The organism is Candidatus Accumulibacter meliphilus, assembly GCF_036625345.1.
Classification (GTDB): domain Bacteria; phylum Pseudomonadota; class Gammaproteobacteria; order Burkholderiales; family Rhodocyclaceae; genus Accumulibacter; species Accumulibacter meliphilus.
Window position 1 is genome coordinate 643,673 of record NZ_JAZKTZ010000001.1, and the last position, 25,674, is coordinate 669,346.

21 protein-coding genes are annotated in these 25,674 nt (G+C 63.3%); 8 read left to right on the forward strand and 13 right to left on the reverse strand.

Annotated features, from left to right (window positions below; all coding sequences use genetic code 11):
* Positions 1-29: 29 nt before the first annotated feature.
* Both V5B40_RS02840 and mltA read right to left on the reverse strand, forming a co-directional pair.
* The gene (locus tag V5B40_RS02840) at positions 30-1,232 is read right to left on the reverse strand and encodes an ammonium transporter (protein WP_332353107.1); all 1,203 of its coding nucleotides are present in this window, start codon (positions 1,230-1,232) and stop codon (positions 30-32) included.
* Between the two features lie 175 nt (positions 1,233-1,407).
* Complete coding sequence (gene mltA / locus V5B40_RS02845; protein WP_332353108.1) at positions 1,408-2,685, reverse strand: murein transglycosylase A; 1,278 nt, start codon at positions 2,683-2,685, stop codon at positions 1,408-1,410.
* A gap of 288 nt (positions 2,686-2,973) precedes the next feature.
* On the opposite strand from mltA, the gene V5B40_RS02850 reads away from it, so the two are divergent.
* From V5B40_RS02850 to V5B40_RS02860, 3 genes are all read left to right on the forward strand, one after another.
* The gene (locus tag V5B40_RS02850; RefSeq protein WP_332353109.1) at positions 2,974-4,266 is read left to right on the forward strand and encodes an ISNCY family transposase; all 1,293 of its coding nucleotides are present in this window, start codon (positions 2,974-2,976) and stop codon (positions 4,264-4,266) included.
* A 69-nt stretch (positions 4,267-4,335) separates the two neighbouring features.
* Entirely contained in the window at positions 4,336-5,277 is a 942-nt protein-coding gene (locus V5B40_RS02855) for an ATP-binding protein (protein ID WP_434735817.1), read from the forward strand.
* Complete coding sequence (locus V5B40_RS02860) at positions 5,274-6,221, forward strand: Nudix family hydrolase (RefSeq protein WP_332353110.1); 948 nt, start codon at positions 5,274-5,276, stop codon at positions 6,219-6,221. Before V5B40_RS02855 ends, V5B40_RS02860 begins: the two co-directional genes overlap by 4 nt.
* Positions 6,222-6,237: 16 nt before the next feature.
* Here the strand turns inward: V5B40_RS02860 and V5B40_RS02865 are convergent, their stop codons facing one another.
* The 7 genes from V5B40_RS02865 to glk form a co-directional block, all read right to left on the reverse strand.
* The gene (locus tag V5B40_RS02865) at positions 6,238-6,537 is read right to left on the reverse strand and encodes a hypothetical protein (RefSeq protein ID WP_332353111.1); all 300 of its coding nucleotides are present in this window, start codon (positions 6,535-6,537) and stop codon (positions 6,238-6,240) included.
* Between the two features lie 4 nt (positions 6,538-6,541).
* Complete coding sequence (locus V5B40_RS02870) at positions 6,542-6,823, reverse strand: BrnT family toxin (protein WP_332353112.1); 282 nt, start codon at positions 6,821-6,823, stop codon at positions 6,542-6,544.
* Between the two features lie 437 nt (positions 6,824-7,260).
* Complete coding sequence (locus V5B40_RS02875) at positions 7,261-8,106, reverse strand: VCBS repeat-containing protein (protein ID WP_332353113.1); 846 nt, start codon at positions 8,104-8,106, stop codon at positions 7,261-7,263.
* Positions 8,103-10,115, reverse strand: a complete 2,013-nt coding sequence (gene glgX, locus V5B40_RS02880; RefSeq protein WP_332353114.1) for a glycogen debranching protein GlgX — start codon at positions 10,113-10,115, stop codon at positions 8,103-8,105. Before glgX ends, V5B40_RS02875 begins: the two co-directional genes overlap by 4 nt.
* A complete protein-coding gene (glgB, locus tag V5B40_RS02885; protein ID WP_332353115.1) occupies positions 10,112-12,295 on the reverse strand; it encodes a 1,4-alpha-glucan branching protein GlgB in 2,184 nt (727 codons plus the stop codon). The genes glgX and glgB overlap by 4 nt, the downstream gene beginning before the upstream one ends.
* Before the next feature lie 151 nt (positions 12,296-12,446).
* Positions 12,447-14,882, reverse strand: a complete 2,436-nt coding sequence (locus tag V5B40_RS02890; RefSeq protein ID WP_332353116.1) for a glycogen/starch/alpha-glucan phosphorylase — start codon at positions 14,880-14,882, stop codon at positions 12,447-12,449.
* 25 nt (positions 14,883-14,907) lie between these two features.
* A complete protein-coding gene (gene glk, locus V5B40_RS02895; protein WP_332353117.1) occupies positions 14,908-15,909 on the reverse strand; it encodes a glucokinase in 1,002 nt (333 codons plus the stop codon).
* 491 nt (positions 15,910-16,400) lie between these two features.
* Between glk and V5B40_RS02900 the strand changes: the two genes are divergently transcribed.
* Complete coding sequence (locus V5B40_RS02900; RefSeq protein ID WP_332353248.1) at positions 16,401-17,735, forward strand: FAD-binding oxidoreductase; 1,335 nt, start codon at positions 16,401-16,403, stop codon at positions 17,733-17,735.
* A 17-nt stretch (positions 17,736-17,752) separates the two neighbouring features.
* On the opposite strand, the gene V5B40_RS02905 is transcribed toward V5B40_RS02900, so the two are convergent.
* From V5B40_RS02905 to V5B40_RS02920, 4 genes are all read right to left on the reverse strand, one after another.
* On the reverse strand, positions 17,753-18,628 hold the full coding sequence (locus V5B40_RS02905) for an Hsp33 family molecular chaperone HslO (protein ID WP_332353118.1): 876 nt from the start codon (positions 18,626-18,628) through the stop codon (positions 17,753-17,755).
* Positions 18,625-19,035, reverse strand: a complete 411-nt coding sequence (locus V5B40_RS02910) for an arsenate reductase (RefSeq protein WP_332353119.1) — start codon at positions 19,033-19,035, stop codon at positions 18,625-18,627. The genes V5B40_RS02905 and V5B40_RS02910 overlap by 4 nt, the downstream gene beginning before the upstream one ends.
* Positions 19,036-19,063: 28 nt before the next feature.
* A complete protein-coding gene (nadA, locus tag V5B40_RS02915; RefSeq protein WP_332353120.1) occupies positions 19,064-20,161 on the reverse strand; it encodes a quinolinate synthase NadA in 1,098 nt (365 codons plus the stop codon).
* A 71-nt stretch (positions 20,162-20,232) separates the two neighbouring features.
* Positions 20,233-20,682: a rhodanese-like domain-containing protein gene (locus V5B40_RS02920; RefSeq protein ID WP_332353121.1), complete on the reverse strand. Its 450-nt coding sequence runs from the start codon at positions 20,680-20,682 to the stop codon at positions 20,233-20,235.
* Between the two features lie 290 nt (positions 20,683-20,972).
* On the opposite strand from V5B40_RS02920, the gene glnA reads away from it, so the two are divergent.
* The 4 genes from glnA to ntrC all read left to right on the forward strand — a co-directional run bounded on the left by glnA (position 20,973) and on the right by ntrC (position 25,655).
* On the forward strand, positions 20,973-22,388 hold the full coding sequence (gene glnA / locus V5B40_RS02925) for a type I glutamate--ammonia ligase (protein WP_332353122.1): 1,416 nt from the start codon (positions 20,973-20,975) through the stop codon (positions 22,386-22,388).
* A 178-nt stretch (positions 22,389-22,566) separates the two neighbouring features.
* Positions 22,567-23,043, forward strand: a complete 477-nt coding sequence (locus tag V5B40_RS02930) for a DUF4124 domain-containing protein (protein ID WP_332353123.1) — start codon at positions 22,567-22,569, stop codon at positions 23,041-23,043.
* Positions 23,044-23,081: 38 nt separating this feature from the next.
* On the forward strand, positions 23,082-24,155 hold the full coding sequence (gene glnL / locus V5B40_RS02935; RefSeq protein ID WP_332353124.1) for a nitrogen regulation protein NR(II): 1,074 nt from the start codon (positions 23,082-23,084) through the stop codon (positions 24,153-24,155).
* A gap of 63 nt (positions 24,156-24,218) precedes the next feature.
* On the forward strand, positions 24,219-25,655 hold the full coding sequence (gene ntrC, locus V5B40_RS02940) for a nitrogen regulation protein NR(I) (RefSeq protein WP_332353125.1): 1,437 nt from the start codon (positions 24,219-24,221) through the stop codon (positions 25,653-25,655).
* Positions 25,656-25,674 lie beyond the last annotated feature (19 nt).

A 25,674-nucleotide genomic window follows, 5' to 3' on the forward strand; every position in this document is an offset into this window, starting at 1 on the left:
GGCCTCGCTCGACAGCTCGCAATCAGTGCTTACCAGTTGCTTTCCCGCTCGGGGGTGGACGTGATGTTGTGGATCGAGAGATCGGCGCCGTTGTATTCCTGCTCCTGGTCGAGACGTAGGCCGATGGCTGCTTTCAGGACGCCATAGACAATGTAGCTACCGACCAGCGCGATGACGATGGCCAGTGCGGTCATGATCAGCTGCGGCATGAAGGCGATGCCGCCGACACCGCCCAGTGCCTGGCTGCCGAAAATGCCGGCGGCGATACCGCCCCAGGCACCGCACAGGCCGTGCAGCGGCCAGACGCCGAGGACATCGTCTATTTTCCAGCGGTTCTGGGTGAGCGTGAACATCACCACGAACATGCCGCCGGCGATGCCACCAACGACCAGTGCGCCCATCGGGTGCATGATGTCCGAGCCGGCACAGACGGCGACCAGACCGGCGAGCGGGCCGTTGTGCACGAAGCCCGGGTCGTTCTTGCCCGCCACCAGAGCCACCAGCGTGCCGCCGACCATGGCCATCAGCGAATTTATGGCCACCAGCCCGGAGATGTTTTCGATCGTTTGCGCGCTCATCACGTTGAAGCCGAACCAGCCGACGGTCAGGATCCAGGCGCCAAGTGCGAGAAAGGGGATCGACGACGGCGGGTGTGCGGAGATTCCGCCCTGCTGGTTGTAGCGCCCATGGCGCGCGCCGAGCAGCAGCACTGCCGGCAGCGCTATCCAGCCGCCCATGGCGTGCACCACGACCGATCCGGCGAAATCGTGGAACTCGGCACCATAGGTCGCTTTCAACCACGCCTGTACGCCGAAGGCCTGATTCCAGGCGATGCCTTCGAAGAATGGGTAGATGAAGGCGACGATCATGAAAGTCGCCGCCAGTTGCGGATTGAATTTGGCGCGCTCGGCGATGCCACCCGAAACGATGGCCGGGATGGCTGCCGCAAAGGTCAGCAGGAAGAAGAACTTGGTCAGCTCGTAGCCGTTCTTCTGCAGCAGGGTGTCGGCGCCATGGAAGAAATCGATGCCGTAGGCGATGCTGTAGCCGATGAAGAAATAGGCGATTGTCGATACCGAGAAGTCGGTAAGGATTTTTACCAGTGCATTGACCTGGCTCTTCTTGCGCACCGTGCCCAGTTCGAGAAAGGCAAAACCGGAGTGCATGGCGAGCACCATAATGCCGCCGAGCAGAATGAAGAGAACGTCGCTACCAGACTTGAGAACTTCCATGGCCCCTCCTGAAAATCGTGTCGAAGCCATCAAGCAAGATGCGTGCCGGCACTAGATGGTGCGTGCAATCAGGGATTTGGGCGCCAGCAAACGAAAAGCGCACCAGTCTTGTGCGCTTTTCGTTTGCTGGCGCCCCTTTCTGGGGCTCGTTGCGCCGCTGCGTGCTGCGTTGACGCTATTCTGGTGCGGCGCCGGGCGGCAGGAGTACCCACATCTTGCCTTGCTGTTTCATCCGTCCGGCCTCGGTGGCGGCTTGCTCGCCGAAACCCCAGAAGAAGTCGGCGCGTACGACGCCGCGAATCGCGCTGCCGGTATCCTGTGCCAGCATCAGTCGGCGCAGCGGGGTGCTTGTCGACGGTCGGGTCGTGGACAGGAAAACGGGGGCGCCAAGAGGGACATGGCGGGGATCGACGGCGATGCTGCGCTCGGGCGTCAGCGGTACGCTCAGGGCCCCGCTCGGACCCTCGCCATCGCCACCTTTGATGGCTTGTTCGCTGAAGAAGACGTAGCGCGGGTTGGCGTTCAGCAGTTCGCTGAGGCGCGTCGGATTGGCGCGCGCCCATTGTTTGATGCCCTGCATCGAGGCCTGATCGAGGCTCATTTCGCCGCGCTCGACGAGCAGTTTGCCGATCGACTGATAGGGGTGGCCGTTCTGGTCGGCGAAGGCCAGGCGCGTCATGCTGCCGTCGGGCAGGCGGACGCGCCCCGAGCCCTGGATCTGCAGGAAGAAGAGTTCAACCGGGTCGTCGACCCAGAGCAGAACGCGACCGCTCTTGGACTGGTCGCCCTTGGTGATCTCGGCTCGCGTGTAGTAGGGAACGACCTTGTTGCCCTGCAGGCGACCGCGCAGGCGCAGGTTCTTGAGTTCCGGCTGGACGGCGCCGAGATCGATGCGCAGCAGGTCGGGGGGAACGCCGAGGACGGCTTCGAGATAGGGCGTGCCGCGGGTTCGCGATCCCCGCAGCAGCGGTTCGTAGTAGCCGGTCACCAGACCGTCGCTGCTGCCGTCGGGATTGGTCAGCAACCACGGCTGGAAGTGGGACTCGAAGAAGCTGCGCAGGGCGGTGCTGGAGGGGGACGGCAATGCCTGCGCCTGCTCGCAGGCAGTGCGCCAGAGAGACCACTGTGGGCGTTTGGCAAAGGCGCGGCAGGATTGCAGAAAAGCCGGCAAGGCGGCGCGCAGATCATCGTCGCTCCAGGCCGGCAAGTCGCTCCAGCGCGCCGGCTGCAGCGGCTTGAAGGCGGGCGTTGCTGGCTGCGCTGGCTCGCCCGGCCTGGCTGTCGCACCCGGCTCACACACCGGACAGGTCGGGCAGACCGGGCAGTCGCCTTTTGGTGCTTCGCTTTTCGTGCCGCAGGCGGTGAGCAGCAAGGTCAGCAGGGTGGCGGCAAGGGCGCCGAGGCTCCGCGCTGTAAGCGCTTTACGCGGCGTCCGTGATTGGCTTTTGAGCATGGTTTTGGCTACAGTGTCGGGTTCGTAAATCCGCTGAGTATACCGTCCGATGACTCAGCAGTTCTCATTTCAAACCCACGGAAGGCGGCTGTTGGCGTAGGTTGGCGCACGAGGATTGGCAGACTTGGGCGATGAAGATTGAGGTAAACTCCGGCCGTTCTGAAAATAGTGCTGGTAAACAGTATGTTATGGTGTTAACCTCGAACTTGATCGAAGTATTGATGATTTTCAGGTACCCAGCCCATTTCAACTGTTGCCCTCATCCCCCTGCCAAGCCCCGCCGTCGCCTTGATCGAGAAGGTTCGGGATGCATTTCGGGCTTTGCCGGACGGGCGTAAGCAGAGCAACGCCCGGCTCTATGAGATCGAGGATGCGGCTCTGTCGGCCTTCGCCGTGTTTTTCTCGCAAAGTCCGTCTTTCCTCGATAGCCAAGTCAGGATGCAGAAGCAGTTGGGGCGAAACAATGCCTCTTCGCTGTTCGGGGTGCATGAGATTCCCTGCGATAACCAGATTCGCAATCTGCTGGACCCGGTGCCGCCGGAAACGGTGTACCCGGTCATGGCCGAGATTGGCGATGCCCTGTACCAGCAAGGCTATCTGGCGGGATTTCGCTCGATTAACGACACCTTGCTGATTGCCCTGGACGGCACTGATTTCTTCTCCTCGGAAAAGATTTCCTGTGCCCGTTGCAGCGAGACGCGCCTGAAGAACGATCGGGTTCTCTATCGCCACATTGCCGTGACGCCGGTGCTGGTGGCGCCGGGTCAGGCGAACGCCATCCCGTTGCCGCCCGAATTCGTGCAGCCCCAGGACGGCCAGGACAAGCAGGACTGCGAATTGGCCGCCTCGGCCCGCTGGCTGGCGCGCTGGGGCGAGCACTACCGCCCGTGGCGCATCACCTACCTGGGCGACGATCTGTACTGCCATCAGTCGCATTGCCTGCGGGTGCGGGCGCAACAGGCCGACTTTCTGTTCACCTGCAAGCCCGAATCCCATGCCACGCTCTACGAGTGGGTCGGCGATTTCGAGCGCAACGAGCAACTCGGCCGCGTCGTACAGGCGCGACGCGTCGGCAAGAAGCCCTTTATCGACACCTATCGCTATGTCCATCAAGTGCCCTTGCGCGACACGGACGATGCCGTGATGGCCAACTGGCTGGAACTGGTCACCACCGATGCCCGCGGTGCCATCGTCTTCAAGAACGCCTGGGCCACCTCGCATGCCATCACCGACGACAACGTCGCCGCTCTGGCTGCCGCCGGGCGGGCGCGTTGGAAAATCGAGAACGAGAACAACAACACCCTCAAGACCAAGGGCTACCATTTCGACCACAACTTCGGACACGGCAAACACTTCTTGGCCAACCTGTTCGCCACGCTGATCTTGTTGGCCTTCTTGGTCCATACCGCCCTGGACTGGATGGACACCCGTTACGCCAAGGTGCGCGGCCTGCTGCCCTCCCGCCGCACCTTCTTCGAACACCTGCGCGCCTTGCTACAGTACCTGCCGTTCGATGACTGGGATCACCTCATGCGCTTCATGCAGCAGGGCCTCGCTCCCAACGCCCCAGACACCGGCTGACTGACCCCATCCAACTCTCCTTACCCTCACCGCCCGCTACCATGGAATTTGAAATGAGAACTGCTGCCGATGACTGATCCCTTGCGGCAACTTGCCAGCTTTCTGCAGCGCGCCGAGCAGCTCCTCGAGCGCCTCGAACCCTTGCTCCCTCCGGCGTCGCCGTTACCCGACTGGCAAGCGGCGAAAGCCTTTCGCTGGCGCAAGAGTCGTGGCGTCGGCTACTTGCAGCCAATTACCCGCCTGCCGGCCATCCAGCTCCACGACCTGCACGATATCGAGCAACAGAAAGCGCGTATCGACGCCAATACCCGTCACTTCGTCGCCGGCCAGCCGGCCAACAATGTGCTGCTTACCGGCACGCGCGGTTCGGGCAAGTCGTCGCTGATCAAGGCGCTGCTCAATGCCTACGCGGCCGATGGTCTGCGGGTTATCGAGGTGGAGAAGGGCGATCTTACCGAGCTGCCGGATATCGTCGAGCTGATCGACGGGCGCCCCGAGCGCTTCATCATCTTTTGCGACGACCTGTCTTTCGACTCCGGCGACGCGCGCTACAAGGCGCTCAAAGTCGTCCTCGACGGCTCGATCGCGGCCGCGCCCGAAAACGTGCTGATCTACGCGACGTCGAACCGCCGCCATCTGATGCCCGAGTACTTTGCCGAAAACCTCGAAAGCAAGCGCGTCGGCGAGGAGATTCATCCCGGCGAGGCGATCGAGGAGAAGATTTCGCTCTCGGAGCGCTTCGGGCTATGGATTTCCTTTTACCCCTTCGACCAGGACGCCTACCTGAACATCGTCGCTCACTGGCTGAAGTCTTTTGGCTGCGCCGAGGATGAGATCCGGGCTGCCGAACGCGACGCGCTCAACTGGGCGCTCGAACGCGGTTCGCGCAGCGGCCGCGTCGCCTGGCAGTTCGCGCGTGACTGGGCGGGGCGGCAGCTGACGTCGCCGGCTCGCCCGAAACGATCGCGCACCAAAACGGGGCCTGGCGCGGCGCGACTGGACGCTCGATGACCACCATCACCGAAGTTGCCGCGGCCGTCCTGCTGCGCGGCAATGCGACGGCGCCGGAGTTTCTGCTCGCGCAACGGCCGCCCGGCAAGGTCTACGCCGGTTACTGGGAGTTTCCCGGCGGCAAGGTCGAGCCGGGCGAGACGCTGTATCAGGCACTGGTGCGCGAATTGCAGGAAGAGCTGGGAATTACGGTCGACGACGTCTGGCCATGGCTTTGCTGCGAGTTCACCTATCCGCACGCCAGCGTCCGCCTGCGCTTCTACCGCATCCACGCCTGGCACGGCGAGATCGCGCCAATCGAGCACAGCGCTTTCGCCTGGCTGAAAATAGGCGAGCCGGCCGGCGTCGCACCGATTCTCCCCGCCAATGGCCCGATCCTGCAGGCGCTTGAACTGCCGCCTGTCTATGCGCTGAGCAATGCCGAAGAGAACGGCGTCGAAGCCGAACTGCAGCGCATCGAACGTGCCCTGGCGGGCGGCTTACACCTGCTGCAACTGCGCGACAAGACGCTGGCACCAGCGCCGCGGCTGGCATTCGCACGCGCCGTCATGGCCCTCGCTGGCGGTGCGGCAAAAGCCTGCGTGCTGATCAACGACGATCAGGAGCTGGCCCGCACGGTCGGCGCGCACGGCCTCCACCTCTCGTCGCAGCAGCTCTGGCAGCTCGACCGCCGACCGGATTTCGCGCGCGTCGCCGCCTCCTGCCACGGCGCCGCCGATCTTGCGCGGGCGGCGCAACTCGGGCTGGACTTCGCCGTTCTCGGTCCGCTGCTGCCCACCCCCAGCCATCCCGGCGCGACCGGCATTGGCTGGGCGGAGTTCTCGCGCCTCGTCGACCGCTCGCCGTTACCGGTCTACGCGCTTGGCGGGATGCAGCCGGAGATGCTCGAAACGGCTTGTCACGCGGGGGCACACGGCGTCGCGCTGATGCGTGGCTGGCGCTGAGCGCAATCCTTATTCGTTAGGCGACGCCGCTTTGCCCGGCCTGAGTGACAGGAGTCTTCTCTGCGAGTCTGCCGGTGACATATTTGTGGAGCACACTGGCAATGAGGGTTTGATATGGCATTCCCTCTTGCATTGCTTTTACCTGAATATCCCGAAGATCGCCAGCTGACAGACGGATGTTGATACGCTGATCCTTAGTGGCCGTTGCGCGTGCAGACTCACGGATTTGTTCAAGCACTTCTTTTGTGGCAATAGGAAGAAGCGCGCCAGACTCGAATTCTGCAAGCACTTCCTCTTCGTATTTGTCGAGTTTCATTTCGCTACTCCTTACCTTCGATGAAATCGCGAGTGGCCTTGCGGCTGGGAATGATCGTCTTGAGAAAGTAGTAATCTGTCTCTTCAATAAACGGAACCAGATACGCATATCCGTCTATTCCGACAACCATAATCTTCTGCCTTGGATCCTTGGCGAGGTTCGGATGCTGTAGAACTTGAAGCAGATCACCGTTCTCAACTGCTACTGTAATCTGTTCAAAAGAAACGCCACGCTCTTGAATGAGCTGTTCGTTCTTGTCGGAGTCCCATCTGAACCTCTTCGTCATCTGCGTACCCTAGCAGACTGTGTGCCGTTTGTCTTCAGCGTCTTCTCCGCCGAATGGGACACGGCCGCGATTTGCGACGCCCAACGTACCGGCGTTCTGCGGCAAATGCCAGACCGAGCGCAGCGAGGGAGGGCGGTCGTCCGCAGCAACGCCTTGTTGGGCGGCTTTGGCAATCAATTCTTCTTGCCCGGGAGCGCAGGGGCCGCCTTCCGACCGGCAGGTCGCGCTGGCCGGCGAGGGATAGCAGCAGGCTTTCGCGCACGACCTCGGCGACGGGCACTCCCTTGGCGATTGCGATACTCTGCGCCAGACGCTCGATCTCGACATCTTCGATCACGATGGCCACATTGCTCTCCTGTGACTCATACCCATGCTTTGAATCTTGCGAGAACAAATCATGATGATCACTCGCGTACTGGTTCTTCCAGTTCGTGAGTTCACTCCTGACTGGCCGGGCAATCCTGCAGCGCAATCCGCGCCGGGCCCGAGAGCAGTTCGACCGAAACCTCCGTCGCTGACACCTGCCTGATTGCGCCGGTCAGCGCTGCGGCGAGGGGGCAGTGTGCGGTTTCGAGCAGTTGCCCGTCGTGCAGCGCGATGATGCGCAATCGGAGGTGTGTCGAGTCGGGGACCAGCAACTGCATTTCGCCGGCGATGGTCAGCGCTAGCGACATGGCCAGCTCGGACGAGCCGTAGACGTGATTCGAAACGCCGGCCAGTGCGGCGACCTCGAGCAACTGCTTTCCCTTGCGCCGGTAGATGCGCAGCGTGCCGCTGCGATGCGGGGTGGTGACCGCGGCGATCTCGGCTTGTCCGTCGCCGTCGAGGTCGGCAACGCCGACCGGGTTCAGCCAGCGCATGGGCGTGCCGATGGGCGGCGACTGGGCGCTGATTTCGAGGCGGTCGTCGCGCAAGCCGATCAGCGCCAGGCGCGAGCCGCTGTCGCGTTGACTGACGATAGCCAGGAGTTCCGGCGGCTCGCCGGCTGCCAGCGTGACCAGCCGCGGCGCCAGATCCTCGAACACGGCGTCCTCGGGAAGTTCGAGGGAATGGCGCTGGCCGTTGCTGGTGCTCACCGTCAGGCGGGCGTATTCGTGTGGCCGGCCGAGTGCGAAATGGCCATAGTGCTCGACCGGCGCCGCGTACTGGCCGCCGGTAATCGTCGCGGCGGCGTCTGCTGCCGAAGCACTCAGCGCGAGCAGAGCGGCGGCGAGCAGCCTGCGTGGCGATTGGTGCGCAGCGGCCGGCTTGCTGGGCGTTGCCGCTGCGCCGCCAGACTTCACTCCAGGCTGAGAAGCTGCACGCTGCGCGCTGCGACCGGGCTGGTTTTCTCGCGTCGGCAGCTGGCAAAGGGCGCTTGCGCGCTGCTGTCGCAGAGCTGTTTCCAGACCCCGGGCGGGAGCAGGAAGGGAACCGGGATGGCGTCGCGATTGATCAGGCAGAGCAGGGTCGCGCCGTTCTCTGCCGGCGTGGCGGCGCTCGCCTCGGGAGCCAGTTGCAGGCCGAAGGCGCCGAGCTTGTTCGACTGCCAGTCGCTGATGCCCATCGGCCGGCCCGCGGGATGCCACCACAGCACGTCAGGCTGTTCGTCGCCGCTCGCTGCACCGCTCAGCCAGCCGGTCAGCCGCAGTTGCGGGAAGCGCCGGCGCAGGCCAATCAGCCCGGCGACGTAGTCGATGAGCTCGCTGTCGGCGTTCTGCCAGTCGAGCCAGGTCATTTCGTTGTCCTGGCAGTAGGCGTTGTTGTTGCCGCCCTGCGTGCGGCCGAGTTCGTCGCCACCCTGCAGCATCGGTACGCCTTGCGCGATGAGGAGCGTGGCGAGCAGCGCACGCTGCAGGCGGCGGCGTTTTTCGAGCACCGACGGATCGTCGCTTTCACCTTCCGCGCCGCAGTTCCACGACAGATTGTGGCCGTGCCCGTCGCGGTTTTCCTCGCCGTTGAGCTCGTTGTGCTTGTCCTGGTAACTGACCAGATCGCGCAGGGTGAAGCCGTCGTGCGCGGTGAGGAAGTTGACGCTGGCTTGCGGTGCGCGGCCGCTATTCTTGAACAGCTCGCTCGATCCGGACAGCCGCTGCGCCAGGGCGCCGGCGGCCACTTCGCCGGTCAGCCAGAAGGCTCGCACGTCGTCGCGGAAGCGGTCGTTCCATTCGCTCCAGCCGGGCAGGAAGCGGCCCAGTCGGTAGCCGTCGGGGCCCATGTCCCAGGGCTCGGCAATCAGTTTGACGTTCTGCAGCAGCGGGTCCTGGCGAACGGCGGCGAGAAAGGCGCTGTCGCGGGCCAGTGCGGCGGCCAGGTCGAAGCGGAAGCCGTCGACGTGCATAACCCCAACCCAGTAGCGCAGTGCATCCATCACCAGTTGCAGGACGCGTGGCTGGGTGAGGTTGAAAGTATTGCCGCAGCCACTGTAGTTTTCGTAAGCGGCGAGATCGCCTGGCGGCAGCAGGTAGTAGCTCTGGTTGTCGATGCCGCGAAAAGACAGCGTCGGTCCGAATTGGTCGGTTTCTGCGGTGTGGTTGAAGACCACGTCGAGAATCACTTCGAGGCCGGCGGCGTGCAGCGTGCGAACCATGCTCTTGAACTCGGCGATCAGCGATTGTCCGTCGATGCGCGCGGCGTAGCGCGGTTCGGGAGCGAAGAAGGCGAGCGAGTTGTAGCCCCAGTAATTGACCCGGCCTTGGCCAACCAGTCGTTGCTCGTCGAGGAAATGGTGCACCGGCAGCAGGCTGACGGCGGTGACCCCGAGGCGCTGGAAATGCGCGATCATCGCCGGCGAGGCGAGGCCGGCGTAGGTGCCACGCAGTTTCTCGGGGACGTCCGGGTGTTGCTGGCTGATGCCTTTGACGTGCACTTCGTGGAGCACGGTGTCCGCCCAGGGCGTCGCCGGTGGGGCGTCGCCGGCCCACTCGAAATGCTCGTCGACGACGCTGCACTGGAGCCCGTGGGCCGGTTCGTCCGCCGTCGGCCAGGAAAAATCACCGACGACTTCGCGGGCGTAGGGGTCGAGGAGCAGGCGTTCGGCGGCGAAGCGCTGGCCGTTCTCGGGGGCCGCCGGGCCCTGCACGCGGTAGGCGTAGCGCAAGCCGGGTGCGGCCCCGGCGAGGTAGCCGTGCCAGACCTGGTCGCTGCGGAAGAGCATGGGCAAGACCTGCATCTCCTGGCCGTCGAAGACGCACAGCTCGACGCCTTCGGCGTGCGCCGAGAACAGCGCGAAGTTGACCCCCTGGCCGTCCCAGGTCGCGCCAAGCGGTGACGGCCGCCCGGCGACGAGGGCGAGCCTGGCCTTGGCGCTCATGGTACCCATTCGAGGAACAGCGCTGCGAGGGGGGGCAGGGTGAGGCGCAGCGAAAACTCGCGGCCGTGCGCGGCGACTGCTTCGGCGACCAGTCCGTCAGGCCCGTTGCCGACGTTGCTGCCGCCGTAGTACTGCGAGTCGGTGTTGATGCGCTCGTAGAACCTGCCGGCATGCGGCACGCCGATGCGGTAGTCTTTGTGAATGACCGGGGTGAAGTTGCCAACGTAGAGCATGGCGCGCGAACGATCACGCGTCCAGCGCACGAAGGCGACTACCGAATTATCGGCGTCGTCGGCCGCGATCCACTCGAAACCAGCCGGTTCGAAATCGACTTCATGCAGGGCAGGACGGCTGCGGTAGAGGCTGTTGAGGTCGCGAACCAGATTGCGGACGCCGGCGTGGTTCGGGAAATCGAGCAAGGCCCAGTCGAGAGAAACGGCTTCATTCCACTCGCTCCACTGGCCGAATTCGCCGCCCATGAAGAGCAGCTTCTTGCCCGGGTGCGCCCACATGAAGCCGTAGAGCGAGCGCAGGTTGGCGAATTTCTGCCAGGTGTCGCCGGGCATCTTGTTGAGCAAGGAGCCCTTGCCGTGCACCACTTCGTCGTGCGACAGCGGCAGGACGTAGTTCTCGGTGAAGGCGTACATCATTCCGAAGCTGAGCTTGTTGTGATGGTAGCGGCGATAAATCGGATCCTGCGCCATGTAGGACAGGACGTCGTGCATCCAGCCCATGTTCCACTTGTAGTGGAAACCGAGGCCGCCCATTGACGGCGGCCGGCTGACCATCGGCCAGGCGGTCGACTCCTCGGCGTGGGTGTCGGTCGCCGGGTGCTCCTGACCGAGGACCTCGTTCATGCGGCGCAGGAAGGCGACGGCCTCGAGGTTTTCGCGGCCGCCATGCACGTTTGGCAGCCACTGCCCTTCGGAGCGGCTGTAGTCGCGGTAGAGCATCGAAGCCACGGCATCGACGCGCAGGCCGTCGACGCCGTAACGCTCGATCCAGAACAGGGCGTTGCCGATCAGGTAGTTGCTCACTTCGCGACGACCGAAGTTGTAGATCAGTGTGCCCCAGTCCTGGTGCATGCCTTCACGGGGATCGGCGTGTTCGTAGAGCGCATCGCCGTCGAAGCGACTCAGACCGTGTTCGTCGGTCGGGAAATGCGCCGGTACCCAGTCGACCAGCACGCGCAGACCGGCGGCATGGCAGGCGCTGACGAACTGGCAGAAGCCGGCCGGGCTGCCGTGACGGGCGGTGGGGGCGTAAAGCCCGAGCGGCTGATAGCCCCAGGAACCGTCGAAGGGATGTTCGGAAATCGGCAGCAACTCAAGATGGGTGAAGCCCAGGTCGACGACGTAGGGGATCAGCGTTTCGGTCAGGCGTTGCCAGTCGGGAAAGCCGCCATCGTCGGCGCGCCGCCAGGAAGCCAGGTGCACTTCGTAGATCGACAGCGGCGCGCCGAGCAGGTCGCCGGCCGGGACGGGCATGGCTGCGACCGGTGGCGGCAGGGCGCAGACCACCGAGGCCGTCGATGGCCGCAACTCGGCTTCGAAGCCGTAGGGATCGGACTTGAGGGGCAGCAGATGGCCGTGGCGAGAGCGGATTTCGTATTTGTAACGGGCGCCGGCGCTCACCCCGGGCAGGAAGATCTCCCAGGCACCACATTCGCGGCGCAGGCGCATCGGGTGGCGACGGCCGTCCCAGTTATTGAAGTCACCGACGACGCTGACCCGCTGGGCGTCAGGCGCCCAGACGGCGAATGCCGTTCCGGCGACGCCGTCGATTTCGCAGAGGTGCGCGCCGAGGCGCTCGAAGGGGCGCAGGTGCGAACCTTCGGCGAGTAGCCAGACGTCCATCTCGCCGAGCACCGCCCAGAAACGATAGGGATCGTCGGTTTCCTGGACGTCGTTCTCCCAGGTGATGCGCAGGCGGTAGGAGAAGTCGTTGCGGCGACGCGGGATGACGCCTTCAAAAAACCCCTCGACGCCTTCGACGTCACGTTCCTTGAGCTCAGCGACCTCTTTCCCGGTCTTGGCGTCGAGCACCGCCACCGCCAGCGCGCCCGGTTGCATGCTGCGCACCCAAAGCCGCTTGTCGGCGTCAGTGTGCATCCCGAGGACTGCATAGGGGTTGCCGTGTTCGGCCCGACAGAGAGAAATGATCTCTGCATTGTCAATCATTGACGCGTTTCCTCAGTTAATGTGAAAGTCGCGTAAGCGACTCACGAACCTCCCTTCGCCCCTTGCGGGAGAAGGGCCGGGGGAAGAGGGGAAAACGGTCATGACTTTCATCATCTGGGCTGTCTCGATTGTCATGACCGTTAGTGAGTGTTCAAAGCTTCCAGGTGTCGTCGGCGTAGTCGCGGATCGTCCGATCGGCCGAGAAGGTGCCCATGCCAGCGACGTTGAGGATCGCCTTGCGCTGCCATTCGCCGGGAGTCAGGTAGAGGGCGTCGACGCGTGCCTGCGTGGCGACATAGTCGGCGTAGTCTGCGAGGAGCAGATAGTGGTCGCCGTAATGGACCAGGCAGTTGAACACATCGTGATAGCGTCCGCGTTCCCCGGGCGAGAAGAAGCCGCCGTCGATCTTGTCGAGAGCTTCCTTGAGCGCCGGGTCGTTCTGGTAGAGATCGTTTGGCTGATAACCGGCCTGCTTGATGGCGGCAACCTGCGCCGTGTTGTTGCCGAAGATGAAGATGTTGTCGGCACCGACCTGGTCGCGAATCTCGATATTGGCTCCGTCTTCGGTACCAATGGTCAGCGCACCGTTGAGCGAGAGCTTCATGTTGCCGGTGCCCGAGGCCTCGGTGCCGGCCGTTGAAATCTGTTCGGAAAGATTGGCCGCCGGCATGATCAACTCGGCGACGGAAACGCCGTAGTTGGGGATGAATGCGACCTGCAACAGCTCGCGCGTGCGCGGATCGCTGTTGACCACCGCGGCGACGTCGTTGATCAGGCGGATCACCTGTTTGGCCATGTGATACGAAGAAGCGGCCTTGCCGGCAAAGATGATGCTGCGTGGTGCAACGCCGGCCGTCTCGCCACGCAGCAGCGCGTTGTAGCGGGTGATGACGTGCAAGACGTTGAGCAACTGCCGTTTGTACTCGTGGATGCGTTTGACCTGTACGTCGAAGAGGCTGTCAGGATTGAGCGTGATGCCCGTTTCGCGGGCCACGTAGTCGGCCAGGCGCAGCTTGTTGTTGCGTTTCGCGACCGCAAAGGCCTTCCCGAAATCGGCATCGTCGGCGACGCTGCGCAGACCTTCCAGGCGGTCGAGATCGAGACGCCACTCCTTGCCGAGGTGCTCGTCGAGCAGCGCCGAAAGGCCAGGATTGGACTGCGCCAGCCAGCGCCGCGGCGTGACGCCGTTGGTTTTGTTGTGAAAGCGTTCCGGGTAAAGGCGGGCAAAGTCGGCGAAAATGGTTTGCACCATGAGGTCCGAATGCAGTTGCGAGACACCGTTGATGCGGTGGCTGCCGACAATGCTCAGGTGCGCCATGCGGACGCGTTTGTCTTTGTCGTGGCCACTGCCGTCGTCGATCAGGGACACCCGCCGCCTGAGATCGATATCGCCCGGGTAGAGGCGAGCCACCTCGTCGAGAAATTCCTGATTGATACGGTAGATGATCAGCATGTGGCGCGGCAGCACGCGCTGCATCAGCGTCACTTTCCAGGTTTCCAGCGCTTCCGGCATCAGCGTGTGGTTGGTATACGAGAAGATGCGTCGGCATTGCTCCCAGGCCGCATTCCAGTTCATGGCGTGTTCGTCGACCAGCAGGCGCATCAATTCGGCCACGCCGATCGCCGGGTGCGTGTCGTTGAGGTGGATGGCGACCTTGTCGGCGAGCTTGTCAAAGCTGCCGTGCTCGTCGTGATGGCGAGTGAGGATGTCCTGCATCGACGCCGAGACGAAGAAATATTCCTGGCGCAGGCGCAGTTCGCGACCCGCGGCAGTGCTGTCGTTGGGATAGAGGACCCAGGAAATGTTCTCGAAGCGGTTCTTGAATTCGGCCGCACGCTGGTAGTCGCCGGTATTGAACGCGCCGAGGTCGATCTGCGAGGGGGCGGCGGCTTTCCACAGGCGCAGGGTGCTGACCCGTTCGGTACCATGACCGGGGATGACGTGGTCGAAAGCCTTGGCTTCGACGGCGTCGGCCGGGTGCCATTCCGCCCATTCACCACTGTGTTCGGCAGTGCCGCCAAAATGCACCGTATAGTGCTTGCCGCTGCGCGGGAATTCCCAGGGCGAGCGATCATGCACCCAGGCTTCGGGCGCCTCGACCTGCTGGCCGTTGACGATCGACTGGGCAAACATCCCGTACTCATAGCGTACGCCGTAGCCCCAGGAGGGCAGCCCGAGAGTGGCCATCGAATCCAGGAAGCAGGCCGCCAGGCGTCCCAGGCCACCGTTGCCGAGGGCCGCATCGGGCTCGCATTCCATGACCTCGTTCAGTGACGGACCCGGCGGGGTGAACACGGTCGCTGCCTGCTCACGCAGGTCGAGAGCCGACAAGGCGTTGTTCATCGCCCGCCCGATCAGGAATTCCATCGACAGGTAATAGACCCGCCGCGCCTTGTTTTCGCGGTCGGCGTGCTGGGTATTGACCCAACGTTCTGCCAGTTGCTCGCGGGCCACGTGTGCCAGCGCATGGTAGTACTCCGCCTTGCCGGCGACATCTCGGTCGCTAGCCACCTGACAGAGCAGCTTGTGGTCGATCTGCGAGCGCAGCGGCTCTCCTTCAGGATGCGATACAACGGCTTTGGACATCAGGGAAGTACTCCAGTAGTAGTTTTCAAAGGCCATGCTCACTGTCGGCCAGGGCATGGGCGGCGCCCAGCAAGGCTGGCGTAGGCGAGAGCATTACATAGGTCGGGATTGCGGCCAAGTAGGCAGCGAAGCGCCCCTTGGTCTCGAAGCGGGCGCGAAAGGGTGATCGCTCGAAGCGCTCGCCGAGGCGAGGAATAATACCACCGCCGATATAGACGCCACCCTGGGCGCCCAGCGTCAGCGCAAGATTCCCGGCCAGCGAGCCGAGCATCGCGCAGAAGGTGTCGAGCACCGCGCTGCACTGGACGTCCTGGTTGGCCAGCGCGCGGGTGACGATCTCGACGGTGCTCAGGGTTTCGCTGGCCCGGCCGTCGACTTCGGCGACCAGGTGATTGAGCAGCGGCAGGCCGCTTCCGGAAAGCAGGCGCTCGGCCGAGACGTGCTGCAGTTCCCGCCAGGCGAGGCCGAGAATCGCCGCCTCGCGCCCGTCGGCGGGTGCCAGCGAGCAGTGTCCGCCTTCGCCGCTCAGTGCCAGCCAGTGGCCGCGATCGCAGAGCAGGCCGGAGACCCCGAGGCCGGTGCCGGGACCGAGTACGGCCTTGGCTGCCAGCGCTACGCTGCGCCCGCCGCCGACCTGCCGCAGGTCGCTCGCCGCAAGCCGCGGCAGGGACAGCGCCAGGGCGGTGAAGTCGTTGAGCAGGAGCAGGCGATGCAGCCCAAGGCGCGACTGGATCTCGTCGCGCGAGAAGGTCCACGCGGCGTTGGTCAGGCGGATCACCGGTTCATGGACCGGCGCCGCCAGGGCGATTGCAGCGGCGCGCAATCCAGGGCAGGCGACCTCGGCGAGATAGGCCTCGATGGCCTCGATCGGGCCAGCAAAGTCGGCGACGGCGAGAATGCGCACCTGCTGCGGCGCGCCGCTCTCGTCGAGCAGGGCGAAGCGCGCGCGGGTGCCACCGATGTCGGCGACCAGCAGCGCGGTGGAGGCGGTGGCAGCGGGGGAAGGGGAAGGGGAAGGGGAGTCCATGGAGCGGCGTCGGAGAGATCTGCGGCTGACGCTCGCCCCTGTGCTGGCAAGGCGGCTACAGCTTCGAGAGGAAAATGCCCGGAGGGCGGTAAGCGCGGGCCGGGGCGTGAATCCTCGCCCCCGCTGCTGCGCCGATCAAAGAGCCATGTTGCCAGGCCGGACGATCCTCGTCGAACGAGTGCAAGCCTTTCCGGAGTCTGTCGGTTCGACGCGCATTCTGTCAAGCGCGGAGCGCAGCGGTCGCGTCGCAGGCCGGCCCCGTTTGCAGCCAAGCGGCTCGCGGAGCCGTACAATCGGCAAGGCTGTCCGGTGATCGGCGCAGCGATCGCCCAAGCATTCAGCGACGCGCTGGCGTCGGCAAAGTGAAGTGTTTACCTGTCTGTCGTTTGCCTGCCCGAGGAACTGCATTGAAATCTGCCCATCATGCGTCTCTGCTCAGCCGGCTTGCCGAAGTCATCGGCGCCGAGCAGGTTTTGACCACCGACGAAGCGATGTCCGCCCATCTCGGCGACTGGCGTGGACGTTATCGCGGTGCCGCCATTTGTGTGCTGCGTCCGGCCACCACCGCGGAGGTGGCGGCGGTGGTCCGCGCCTGTGCGCAGGCCGGCGTGGCGATGGTGCCGCAGGGCGGCAATACCAGCCTCTGTGGCGCGGCGACGCCGGGACCGGAAGGCGAGGCGGTGCTGATCAGCCTGAGCCGGCTCAGGCGGCTGCGGGCGATCGATCCGGAAAATAACACCATGACCGTCGAGGCCGGCTGTGTGTTGCAGACCTTGCAGGAGGCGGCGGCGCAGGCCGGACGCCTGTTTCCCCTGTCGCTGGCTGCCGAGGGAAGCTGTCAGATCGGCGGCAATCTGTCGACCAACGCCGGCGGAGTGCAGGTCCTGCGCTACGGCAATACCCGTGAATTGACCCTGGGCCTGGAAGTGGTGCTGCCCAGCGGCGAGATCTGGGATGGCTTGCGTGGTCTGCGCAAGGACAACACCGGTTACGATCTGAAGCACTTGTTCATCGGCGCCGAAGGTACGCTGGGGATCATCACGGCCGCAGTTCTGAAGCTCTTTCCCTTGCCACGGGCAACGGCGACGGCCTGGTTGGCGATTGCCTCGCCGGCGCTGGCGGTGCGTCTGCTTGGTGACTTGCAGGCCCGCTTCGGCGCCTTGCTGACCGCCTGCGAGCTGGTCTCGGACGTCGCTCTCAGCCTGGTCCGCAAGCATTTTCCGACGGCCCAGGCCGGCTTCTCGGCAAGTCCCTGGCATCTGCTCGTCGAGATCTCGGGCGGCGACGACGATCAGTCGCGACGGCAAGCATTCGAGGCTTTTCTTGGCGAAGCCCTGGAAAGCGGCACGATCAGTGACGCGGTCATCGCGCAGAGCGGCGAGCAGGCGCAGCGTCTGTGGGCCTTGCGCGAGAATATCGGCGAAGCGCAGAAAATCGAGGGACTGAGTATCAAGCACGACGTCTCGGTACCGATTTCGCGCATTCCGGAGTTCGTCGAGCGCGCCGACCGCGAGCTCGCGCAGGCTTTTCCCGATATCCGCATCGTCGCTTTCGGGCACCTCGGCGACGGCAACCTGCATTACAACCAGTCGCAAGCGGCAGCCGGCGAGAACGCCGTTTTCATCGCCGCGCAGCCGGCCGTCAACCGCATCGTTTATGAGCTGGTGCACGAGCTCGGCGGCAGCATCAGCGCCGAACACGGCATCGGGCAACTGAAGCGCGAAGAACTCCTACGCTACAAGAGCCCGGTCGAGATGGAGATGATGCGCGCCATCAAGCGTACGCTCGATCCGCAGGGCTTGATGAATCCCGGCAAGGTGCTCTGAGCCTTGCCTTGCCGCAATCAGTGGACGGTCGGTGGCGTATCGGCTGCGGACGGGGGGGCAGCGAAAAGCTCGTCGATGGCCTGCGCGTCGAAGCGGTATTGGCGATTGCAGATGTCGTCCTTGATGAGCACTTCGCCCTGCTCCTGGAGCGCCGCATAGACCTCTTCGCGGCCGAGCGAAAGCAGCATCGAACGTACTTTTTCCCAGTCTTCGGGGCAGTTGTGGGTGACCGGTCGGGCAGAGAACAGGCGCAGCGTTTCTTCGCCAAAGAGACGCCGCAGCAGTTCTTCGGCGGGCAGCGAGAGCAGCTCGCACGGCTTGACCGTTGCGGCGAGCGCTTCGATGCGCGTCCAGCCGTCAGTATCGCGCTGCTCTGCGGTCGGCAGTCGCTGCAGGAAGAGCCCGGCTGCGCCGTCGGCGGCAGCGGCGAGAAACAGGCGTGCCGGCAACTGCTCGGACTGAGCCAGGTAGTGCTCGAAGATTTCGGCAATGCTGTCGCCGGCCAGCGGCACGATGCTTTGGTAGGGCTCGCGCATCGACGGCATGTCCAGTACCAGTTGCAGCTGCCCGTCGCCGAGCAGCTCGGCGGCCGAGCCGTCTTCGATCGCGGCGGAGCTTTTGGCCATGCCGCGGATCTGCAACCGTTCGTTGCAGTCGATGACCAGCAGCGAGACTGCGCCGCTTCCGCGCAGCTGGATGCTCAGCCGGCCGGCTTGTTTGAGTTTGTCGCCGAGCAATAGGGTGGTGGCGGTCATTTCGCCAAGCAGGCAGGCGACCGGCGCCGGATAGTCGCGTTGGTCGAGCATCTGTCGCCAGGCAGGACCCAGGCGGACGACGGCCCCGGCGATGTCGAGGTCTTCGAGCAGAAAGCGGCAGAGGGTGTCGTTAATCATTCTGTTTCCGTGGATTCCGGGAATGCCATCAAGGCCATCAACTCGCTGGCATAGCGCTGGCGATCGAAGCCGACCAGCAGGTGCTCGCCGCAATCGATCACCGGTCGTTTGATCAGGCTCGGGTGCGCCGCCATCAGCTGCAGCGCCCGGCTTTCGTCGATGCCGCGACGTTGTTCTTCGGCGAGCTTTCGCCACGTCGTGCCGCGGGTGTTGAGCAGCAGCTTCCAGTCGCAGCGCTGGCTCCACGCGGCGAGTTGCTCGGCGCTGATCCCTTGCTGGCGGTAGTCGACGAAGTCGAAAGCGAGGCCGTGATCGTTCAGCCAGGTAAAGGCTTTCTTCATGGTGTCGCAATTCCGGATGCCGAAAATGCGCAGGCGGCGGGGAGGTGCTTGCTGGTCGACGGACATTTGTTTCGGGGCTGGCGAGCCCAAAGTGTCAGGATACGGCGAGCATCCGCTCCAGCGCCACTCTGGCCAGTTCAGCCTCGTGCTCGGGAACCCGGATCGGGTTGACTACCTTGCCGTCGGCCAGATTCTCCAGGGTCCATGCCAGATGCTGGGGGTCGATGCGTTGCATGGTCGAACACATGCACACCGTCGGTGCCATGAACTGGACGATCTTGCCCTCGTGCCGGACTTCTTCGGCCAGGCGATTGACCAGGTTCAGTTCGGTGCCGACCAGCCAGCGGGTATTCGGGCTGGCTTCCTTGATGGTGCGGACGATATGTTCGGTCGAGCCGACGAAGTCCGACTGACGACAGACTTCGAAGCTGCATTCGGGGTGCGAAATGACCAGTCCGTCCGGATACTGGTTGCGAAAACGCAGGATGTGTGCCGGCTGGAACATTTGGTGCACCGAACAATGCCCTTTCCAGAGCAGCAGTTTCGCGCGCTGGATCTGCTCGGCGCTGAGACCGCCCATTTCGAGGTCGGGGTCCCAGACTTCCATCTCGTCGAGCGCGATGCCCATTTTGTGGCCGGTCCAGCGCCCGAGGTGCTGGTCGGGGAAGAAGAGGATCTTGTCGCGACGCCCGAAGGCCCAGGTGGCAATCGTCCCGGCGTTCGACGAGGTGCACACGATGCCGCCGCGGGCGCCGCAGAAGGCCTTGAGATCGGCGGCCGAGTTGATGTAGGTCACCGCCGTCACCTGCTGCTCGACGTCGAGCACTTCGCCGAGTTCCCGCCAGCAACGTTCGACCTTGGCGAGATTGGCCATGTCGGCCATCGAGCAGCCCGCGGCGAGGTCGGGGAGAATGGCCGTCTGCTCCGGTTTCGACATGATGTCGGCGACTTCGGCCATGAAATGCACGCCGCAGAAAATGATGTACTGGGCGTCGGTTTGCGAGGCCAGGCGCGCGAGTTTCAGCGAGTCGCCGGTGAGGTCGGCGTACTGATAGACGTCGGCGCGCTGGTAGTGGTGGCAGAGCAGTACCGCCTTGTTGCCGAGCCGTTCGCGGGCAGCGCGAATGCGCTGATGACAGGCGTCGTCCTGCAACTGGTTGAATTTGTCGAAATTGATGGTGGCTGTTGGCATGTTCGGGTACTCGCACACTCGGATACGCGGGGCAATCGCACAGAGCCCAGACCGGGCTCGCGGAAAAAAGTTCAGCTACGCCAGGGCAGGCCGGCGTGGCGCCAGCCTCCGATCTTGCCGCGCTGGGCGTGCGCGTCCTTGTCGCCCTCGAAGCCCTCGAGCACGTTGTAGCAATCGGCCTGCGCTTCTTTGCTGGCCAGTGCCGCCGCATTGTGGGAACGTGCCCCGCTGCGGCAGATGAACATCAACAGGGCTTCGCGATCGACCTGTTGCTTGAGTTGCGCCAGGAAGTGGAGGTTCGGCTTGTTGTCGGGGTAACTCTGCCACTCGATCTCGATGGCGCCGGGAATGCGCCCGACCCAATCGCGTTCGGCGCGCGTGCGCACGTCGACCAGCTTGGCTCCCGGTGCCAGGTGCCACACCTCGTTGGCTTCCTGCGGCGTCAGGGCGCCCGCGTAAGGGAGGCCCAGCTCGCGTCCGCGTTCCTGAGCCAGTTGCAGCAGATCGGTCAATCTTCCCATGGTGCCCACCGAATGTCGTTGCACGAGGAGCGCAGTATAAACCGAGACGCGGTCCTTGACTGTTCCCTCGCACCAGTGCTTACGAGTGTGGCTGGCGCGCACCTGCGGAGTGCGTTCCTTAGGGCCAATGCACCGCTATGGTGCAAAAAAAAGCCCAAGAACGCTCAATTGGCTTGTGGCACAATAAAACCCCCGCAGGGCATGGGCTGGCACGTTTTCTGCTCTCATCTCCCTCGTACCTATTTTCTACTGCCGCCGGTTGAGCCGGCACCTGTTCAGGAGACTTTGCAATGTCAAGCCCGCAAGACGTGATCAACATGGTCAAGGAAAACGAGGCGAAGTTCGTCGACTTCCGCTTTACCGACACCCGCGGCAAGGAGCAGCACGTAACCGTGCCGGTCAGTGCTTTCGACGAAGACAAGTTTGAAAATGGCCACGCTTTCGATGGCTCGTCGATCGCCGGCTGGAAGGGAATTCAGGCCTCGGACATGCAGTTGATGCCCGATCCGAGTACCGCCTACGTCGACCCCTTCTTCGACGAAACGACCGTTGTCATCACCTGCGACGTCGTCGATCCCTCCGATGGCCGCGGTTACGACCGCGATCCGCGCTCGATTGCCAAGCGTGCCGAAGCCTATCTGAAAGCCAGCGGTGTCGGTGACACGGCGTATTTCGGTCCGGAGCCCGAGTTCTTCGTCTTCGACTCGGTGGCCTGGAATGTCGACATGTCGGGCTGCTCCCTGAAGATCTACTCGGATGAAGCGGCCTGGTCGAGCGGCGAGAAATCCGAGGGTGGCGGCGGCTCTGGCCACCGTCCGGGTGTCAAGGGCGGCTATTTCCCGGTGCCGCCGGTCGATAGCCTGCACGACATCCGCTCGGCAATGGTGCTGACCCTGGAGTCGATCGGCGTGCCGGTCGAAGTGCATCACCATGAGGTCGCCACTGCCGGCCAGTGCGAGATAGGAACCGTGTTCAGCACCCTGGTCAAGCGCGCCGACTGGACGCAGCAGTTGAAGTACGTGGTGCATAACGTCGCCCATCAGTACGGCAAGACGGCAACTTTCATGCCCAAGCCGATCGTTGGCGACAACGGCTCCGGAATGCACGTTCACCAGTCGATCTGGAAAGACGGCAAGAACACCTTTGCTGGCAATGGCTACGCCGGTCTGTCGGAAACGGCCCTGTTCTATATCGGCGGCATCATCAAGCACGCCAAGGCGCTGAACGCGATTACCAACCCGGGTACCAATTCGTACAAGCGCCTGGTGCCACACTACGAGGCGCCGACCAAGCTCGCTTACTCGGCCAAGAACCGTTCGGCTTCGATTCGCGTGCCGCACGTCACCTCCGACAAGGCGCGGCGCATCGAAACGCGCTTCCCCGATCCGATCGCCAACCCCTATCTGTGCTTTGCGGCGCTGTTGATGGCCGGCCTCGATGGCATCCAGAACAAGATTCACCCGGGTGAGCCGGCTGACAAGAACCTCTACGATCTGCCGCCGGAAGAAGATGCCAAGATTCCGACCGTTTGCGCCAGCCTGGAAGAGGCGCTCGCCGCGCTTGCCGCGGATCACGAGTTCCTGACCCGTGGCGGTGTTTTTTCGGACGAGTGGATCGACGCCTTCATCGAACTGAAGATGGACGAAGTCAACAAGGTTCGCATGACCACCCACCCGGTCGAGTTTGATCTGTACTACAGCTGCTGATCAGGTGCTGTCGCGAAGAGGACGGGCTTGCCCGTCCTTTTTTTCGTCTGCCGATTGCCGGGCTGCTGCGTTTGTATAAGTTCGGGTCATCCAATACACTCGGGTCTGACTCGCGATTTGGCATGAGGCGAGCCCAAGACCAGCGGGTGGCGGGTGGCGACCAAGGAATAGGACGACGATGAAAGCGCAAGACCTGTTTTTTTCGAGCGCACTGCTTTCGCTGCTGGCGTGGCCTGCCCTCGCCCAGGATATTTACAAGTGTGACGTCGATGGGCGAACGACCTACTCGAATGTTCCCACCACCAAATGCAGAAAGCTGATTCTCGACCCGATCAACCTGGCGCCGGCGACCAAGGCGGCGCGGACACCAACACCCAGCAGCTTCCCGAAGGTTGACGACGAGACGCAGAAGTCTCGTGATAGCGACCGCCGCCGGATTCTCGAAACCGAACTTGCGGCCGAGCAGAAAAACGCCGAACAGGCCAAGAAAGCACTCGCCGAGCAGGAGGCCGTGGTGCTGCCCAATGAGCGCATGCAAGGCGGCGCGATCAGTGGCGGCAAGCTTGAGGAGCGGCTGCTGCCGTACAAGGATAAAGTGGCGTTGCACGAGCGCAATATCGAGGCCATCAGCAAAGAGATTGGTAATCTGCGCTGATCAACGGGCGTTACGCCTGCCGTCTTCCCCCATAAACCATGTCCGAAACTTCCGCAAATCCCTTCGGTGGGCTCGACCTGCTGTCGTCGGCAGTCATTCTGCTCGACGAGAATCTGGCCATCCGGTACCTGAATCCGGCCGCCGAGAATCTGCTGGCGATCAGCAGCAAGGTCTTCGTTGGTTGCCCGATGGCTGGCGTCATCGAGTGCCCAGCGCCCTTCCTGGCGGCGCTCGACAGCGCCCTGAACCATGGCTGGGACTACACGGGGCAGAATATCGACCTGCGCCTTACCGCTGGCGAGCTGCTGCGGCTGAACTGTACGGTAAACCCGGTCGATACTCCGCAAGCCCGCCTGCTGGTCGAATTGTGGCCGATCGATCAGCAGCTCAGGGCCACCCGGGAAGAGCGGCTGGTCGAGCAGCAGCACGCGAATCGCGAGCTGATCAGAAACCTGGTGCACGAAATCAAGAACCCCTTGGGCGGCATCCGCGGTGCTGCGCAGCTGCTCGAGCACGAACTCAACAACGCCGGTCTGCGCGAGTACACGCAGGTCATCATCAAGGAGGCCGATCGCCTGCAGGACCTGATGCGGCGCTTGTTGTCACCGCACCGGCCGATGCAGCCGGGACCGGTGAATATTCACGAGATCCTGGAACGGGTGCGCAGTTTGCTGACCGCCGAGTTTCCGACCTTGCTTACCGTGCAACGCGATTACGACACCAGTTTGCCGGAGCTGATCGGCGACCGCGAGCAGTTGATTCAAACTTTCCTGAACCTTGCCAGAAACGCCGCACAGGCGATCCAGCGTCAGCCCGACGACAAGCTGCGCGGCTTCGGCCAAATCACTCTGCGCACCCGTGTCGCTCGCCAGACGACTTTGTTCAAGCGCCGCTATCGCCTGGCTCTCGAAGTGCAGGTGATCGATGACGGCCCGGGGATTGGCGAAGATATTCGCGAGCGCATGTTCTATCCACTGGTTTCCGGGCGAGAAGGAGGCAGCGGCTTGGGGCTGACCTTGGCGCAGAGTTTTGTCCAGCAACACCACGGAACGATTGATTGTGAAAGTCGGCCGGGGCGCACTTGTTTTACCATTCGCTTACCGCTTGGCTGATTTCTGGCAGGTTTCTTGCTTGAGTAGTAGTTGACAACACTAGCCAAGCAAGCTGAGGAAGCGATGAAAGCAGTCTGGATCGTTGATGACGACAAATCAATTCGCTGGGTCCTCGAAAAGACCCTGTCCCGGGAGAAGATCCCCATGCGGAGTTTTTCGTCGGCCACTGAAGCCTTGTCCGAGCTCGACGCGGGCAGCGAGCCGCCACAGGTGCTGGTCTCCGACATTCGCATGCCGGGGCAGTCCGGGCTCGAGTTGCTGCAATTGTTCAAGGAGCGCTTCCCGGCTTTGCCGGTGATCATCATGACCGCCTACTCCGACCTGGAGAGTGCGGTGTCGGCGTTTCAGGGTGGCGCTTTCGAGTATCTGCCCAAACCCTTCGACGTCGACCAGGCGCTGGAACTGATTCGGCGAGCGATCGGCGAAAGTATGCACCAGTCCGGTGCGCCTGATGAAGTCGGCCTGGTGCCCGAGATTCTTGGCCAGGCCCCGGCGATGCAGGAAGTCTTTCGAGCGATTGGCCGGCTCAGTCAATCGAGTGCCACGGTGTTGATTACCGGCGAATCGGGTTCCGGCAAGGAACTGGTGGCGCGCGCCGTGCATCGCCACAGTCCGCGCGCCGAGCAAGCTTTCATCGCCATCAACACCGCCGCCATTCCCCGCGATCTTCTCGAGTCCGAACTGTTCGGTCATGAACGCGGGGCCTTCACCGGCGCGGCGGCGCAGCGACAAGGTCGCTTCGAACAGGCCGAGGGCGGGACGCTGTTCCTCGACGAAATCGGCGACATGCCGGCAGAGTTGCAAACGCGCTTGCTGCGGGTGCTTTCCGACGGTCATTACTACCGCGTTGGCGGACATTCTCCGCTGAAGACCAAGGTCCGGATCATTGCCGCGACGCACCAGGATCTCGAGGAAAGAGTTCGCCAGGGGCTCTTTCGTGAGGATCTTTTTCACCGCTTGAACGTGATCCGCCTGCGTTTGCCCTGCCTGCGCGAACGCAGTGAGGATATTCCGATTCTGGCCCGGCACTTTCTGCAGAAAAGCGCCGGTGAGCTCGGCGTCGAGGGCAAGCGTTTTTCCGACGCCGCCTTGAAGCACCTTTGTGGGCTCGATTTTTCGGGTAACGTTCGGCAACTCGAGAACCTCTGTCATTGGCTGACGGTCATGGCGCCCGGGCAACTTCTGGAAATCATCGATCTGCCGCCGGAACTTCGCGAAGCGACGCCGGCGCTGGCGAGCAGCGACTGGCAGAGCGCGCTGGCCAAGGAAGTCGAGCGGATGCTGGTCAGCGATGCCGGTCAGGTGCACGAGAAACTGACGCAGGCTTTCGAGCGGGTGTTGATCAAGCGCGCGCTGGCGCATACCGGCGGGCGCCGAATCGAAGCTGCACAGACCCTCGGTATCGGTCGCAACACCATCACCCGCAAGATTCAGGAGCTCGGACTCGATGGCGGCAACGCCGGCAGCGGGGAAGATCGCGAGGACTGCCTGCCGCGATAATCGGCGATAATGAGCCCTT

Excerpts from the sequence above, each read along its gene's own strand:
- V5B40_RS02840 (WP_332353107.1), bottom strand. The coding sequence starts at position 1,232 with ATGGAAGTTCTCAAGTCTGGTAGCGACGTTCTCTTCATTCTGCTCGGC.
- mltA (WP_332353108.1), bottom strand. The coding sequence starts at position 2,685 with ATGCTCAAAAGCCAATCACGGACGCCGCGTAAAGCGCTTACAGCGCGG.
- V5B40_RS02855 (WP_434735817.1), top strand. The coding sequence starts at position 4,336 with ATGACTGATCCCTTGCGGCAACTTGCCAGCTTTCTGCAGCGCGCCGAG.
- V5B40_RS02860 (WP_332353110.1), top strand. The coding sequence starts at position 5,274 with ATGACCACCATCACCGAAGTTGCCGCGGCCGTCCTGCTGCGCGGCAAT.
- V5B40_RS02865 (WP_332353111.1), bottom strand. The coding sequence starts at position 6,537 with ATGAAACTCGACAAATACGAAGAGGAAGTGCTTGCAGAATTCGAGTCT.
- V5B40_RS02870 (WP_332353112.1), bottom strand. The coding sequence starts at position 6,823 with ATGACGAAGAGGTTCAGATGGGACTCCGACAAGAACGAACAGCTCATT.
- glgX (WP_332353114.1), bottom strand. The coding sequence starts at position 10,115 with ATGAGCGCCAAGGCCAGGCTCGCCCTCGTCGCCGGGCGGCCGTCACCG.
- glgB (WP_332353115.1), bottom strand. The coding sequence starts at position 12,295 with ATGATTGACAATGCAGAGATCATTTCTCTCTGTCGGGCCGAACACGGC.
- V5B40_RS02890 (WP_332353116.1), bottom strand. The coding sequence starts at position 14,882 with ATGTCCAAAGCCGTTGTATCGCATCCTGAAGGAGAGCCGCTGCGCTCG.
- glk (WP_332353117.1), bottom strand. The coding sequence starts at position 15,909 with ATGGACTCCCCTTCCCCTTCCCCTTCCCCCGCTGCCACCGCCTCCACC.
- V5B40_RS02900 (WP_332353248.1), top strand. The coding sequence starts at position 16,401 with ATGTCCGCCCATCTCGGCGACTGGCGTGGACGTTATCGCGGTGCCGCC.
- V5B40_RS02905 (WP_332353118.1), bottom strand. The coding sequence starts at position 18,628 with ATGATTAACGACACCCTCTGCCGCTTTCTGCTCGAAGACCTCGACATC.
- V5B40_RS02910 (WP_332353119.1), bottom strand. The coding sequence starts at position 19,035 with ATGTCCGTCGACCAGCAAGCACCTCCCCGCCGCCTGCGCATTTTCGGC.
- nadA (WP_332353120.1), bottom strand. The coding sequence starts at position 20,161 with ATGCCAACAGCCACCATCAATTTCGACAAATTCAACCAGTTGCAGGAC.
- V5B40_RS02920 (WP_332353121.1), bottom strand. The coding sequence starts at position 20,682 with ATGGGAAGATTGACCGATCTGCTGCAACTGGCTCAGGAACGCGGACGC.
- glnA (WP_332353122.1), top strand. The coding sequence starts at position 20,973 with ATGTCAAGCCCGCAAGACGTGATCAACATGGTCAAGGAAAACGAGGCG.
- V5B40_RS02930 (WP_332353123.1), top strand. The coding sequence starts at position 22,567 with ATGAAAGCGCAAGACCTGTTTTTTTCGAGCGCACTGCTTTCGCTGCTG.
- glnL (WP_332353124.1), top strand. The coding sequence starts at position 23,082 with ATGTCCGAAACTTCCGCAAATCCCTTCGGTGGGCTCGACCTGCTGTCG.
- ntrC (WP_332353125.1), top strand. The coding sequence starts at position 24,219 with ATGAAAGCAGTCTGGATCGTTGATGACGACAAATCAATTCGCTGGGTC.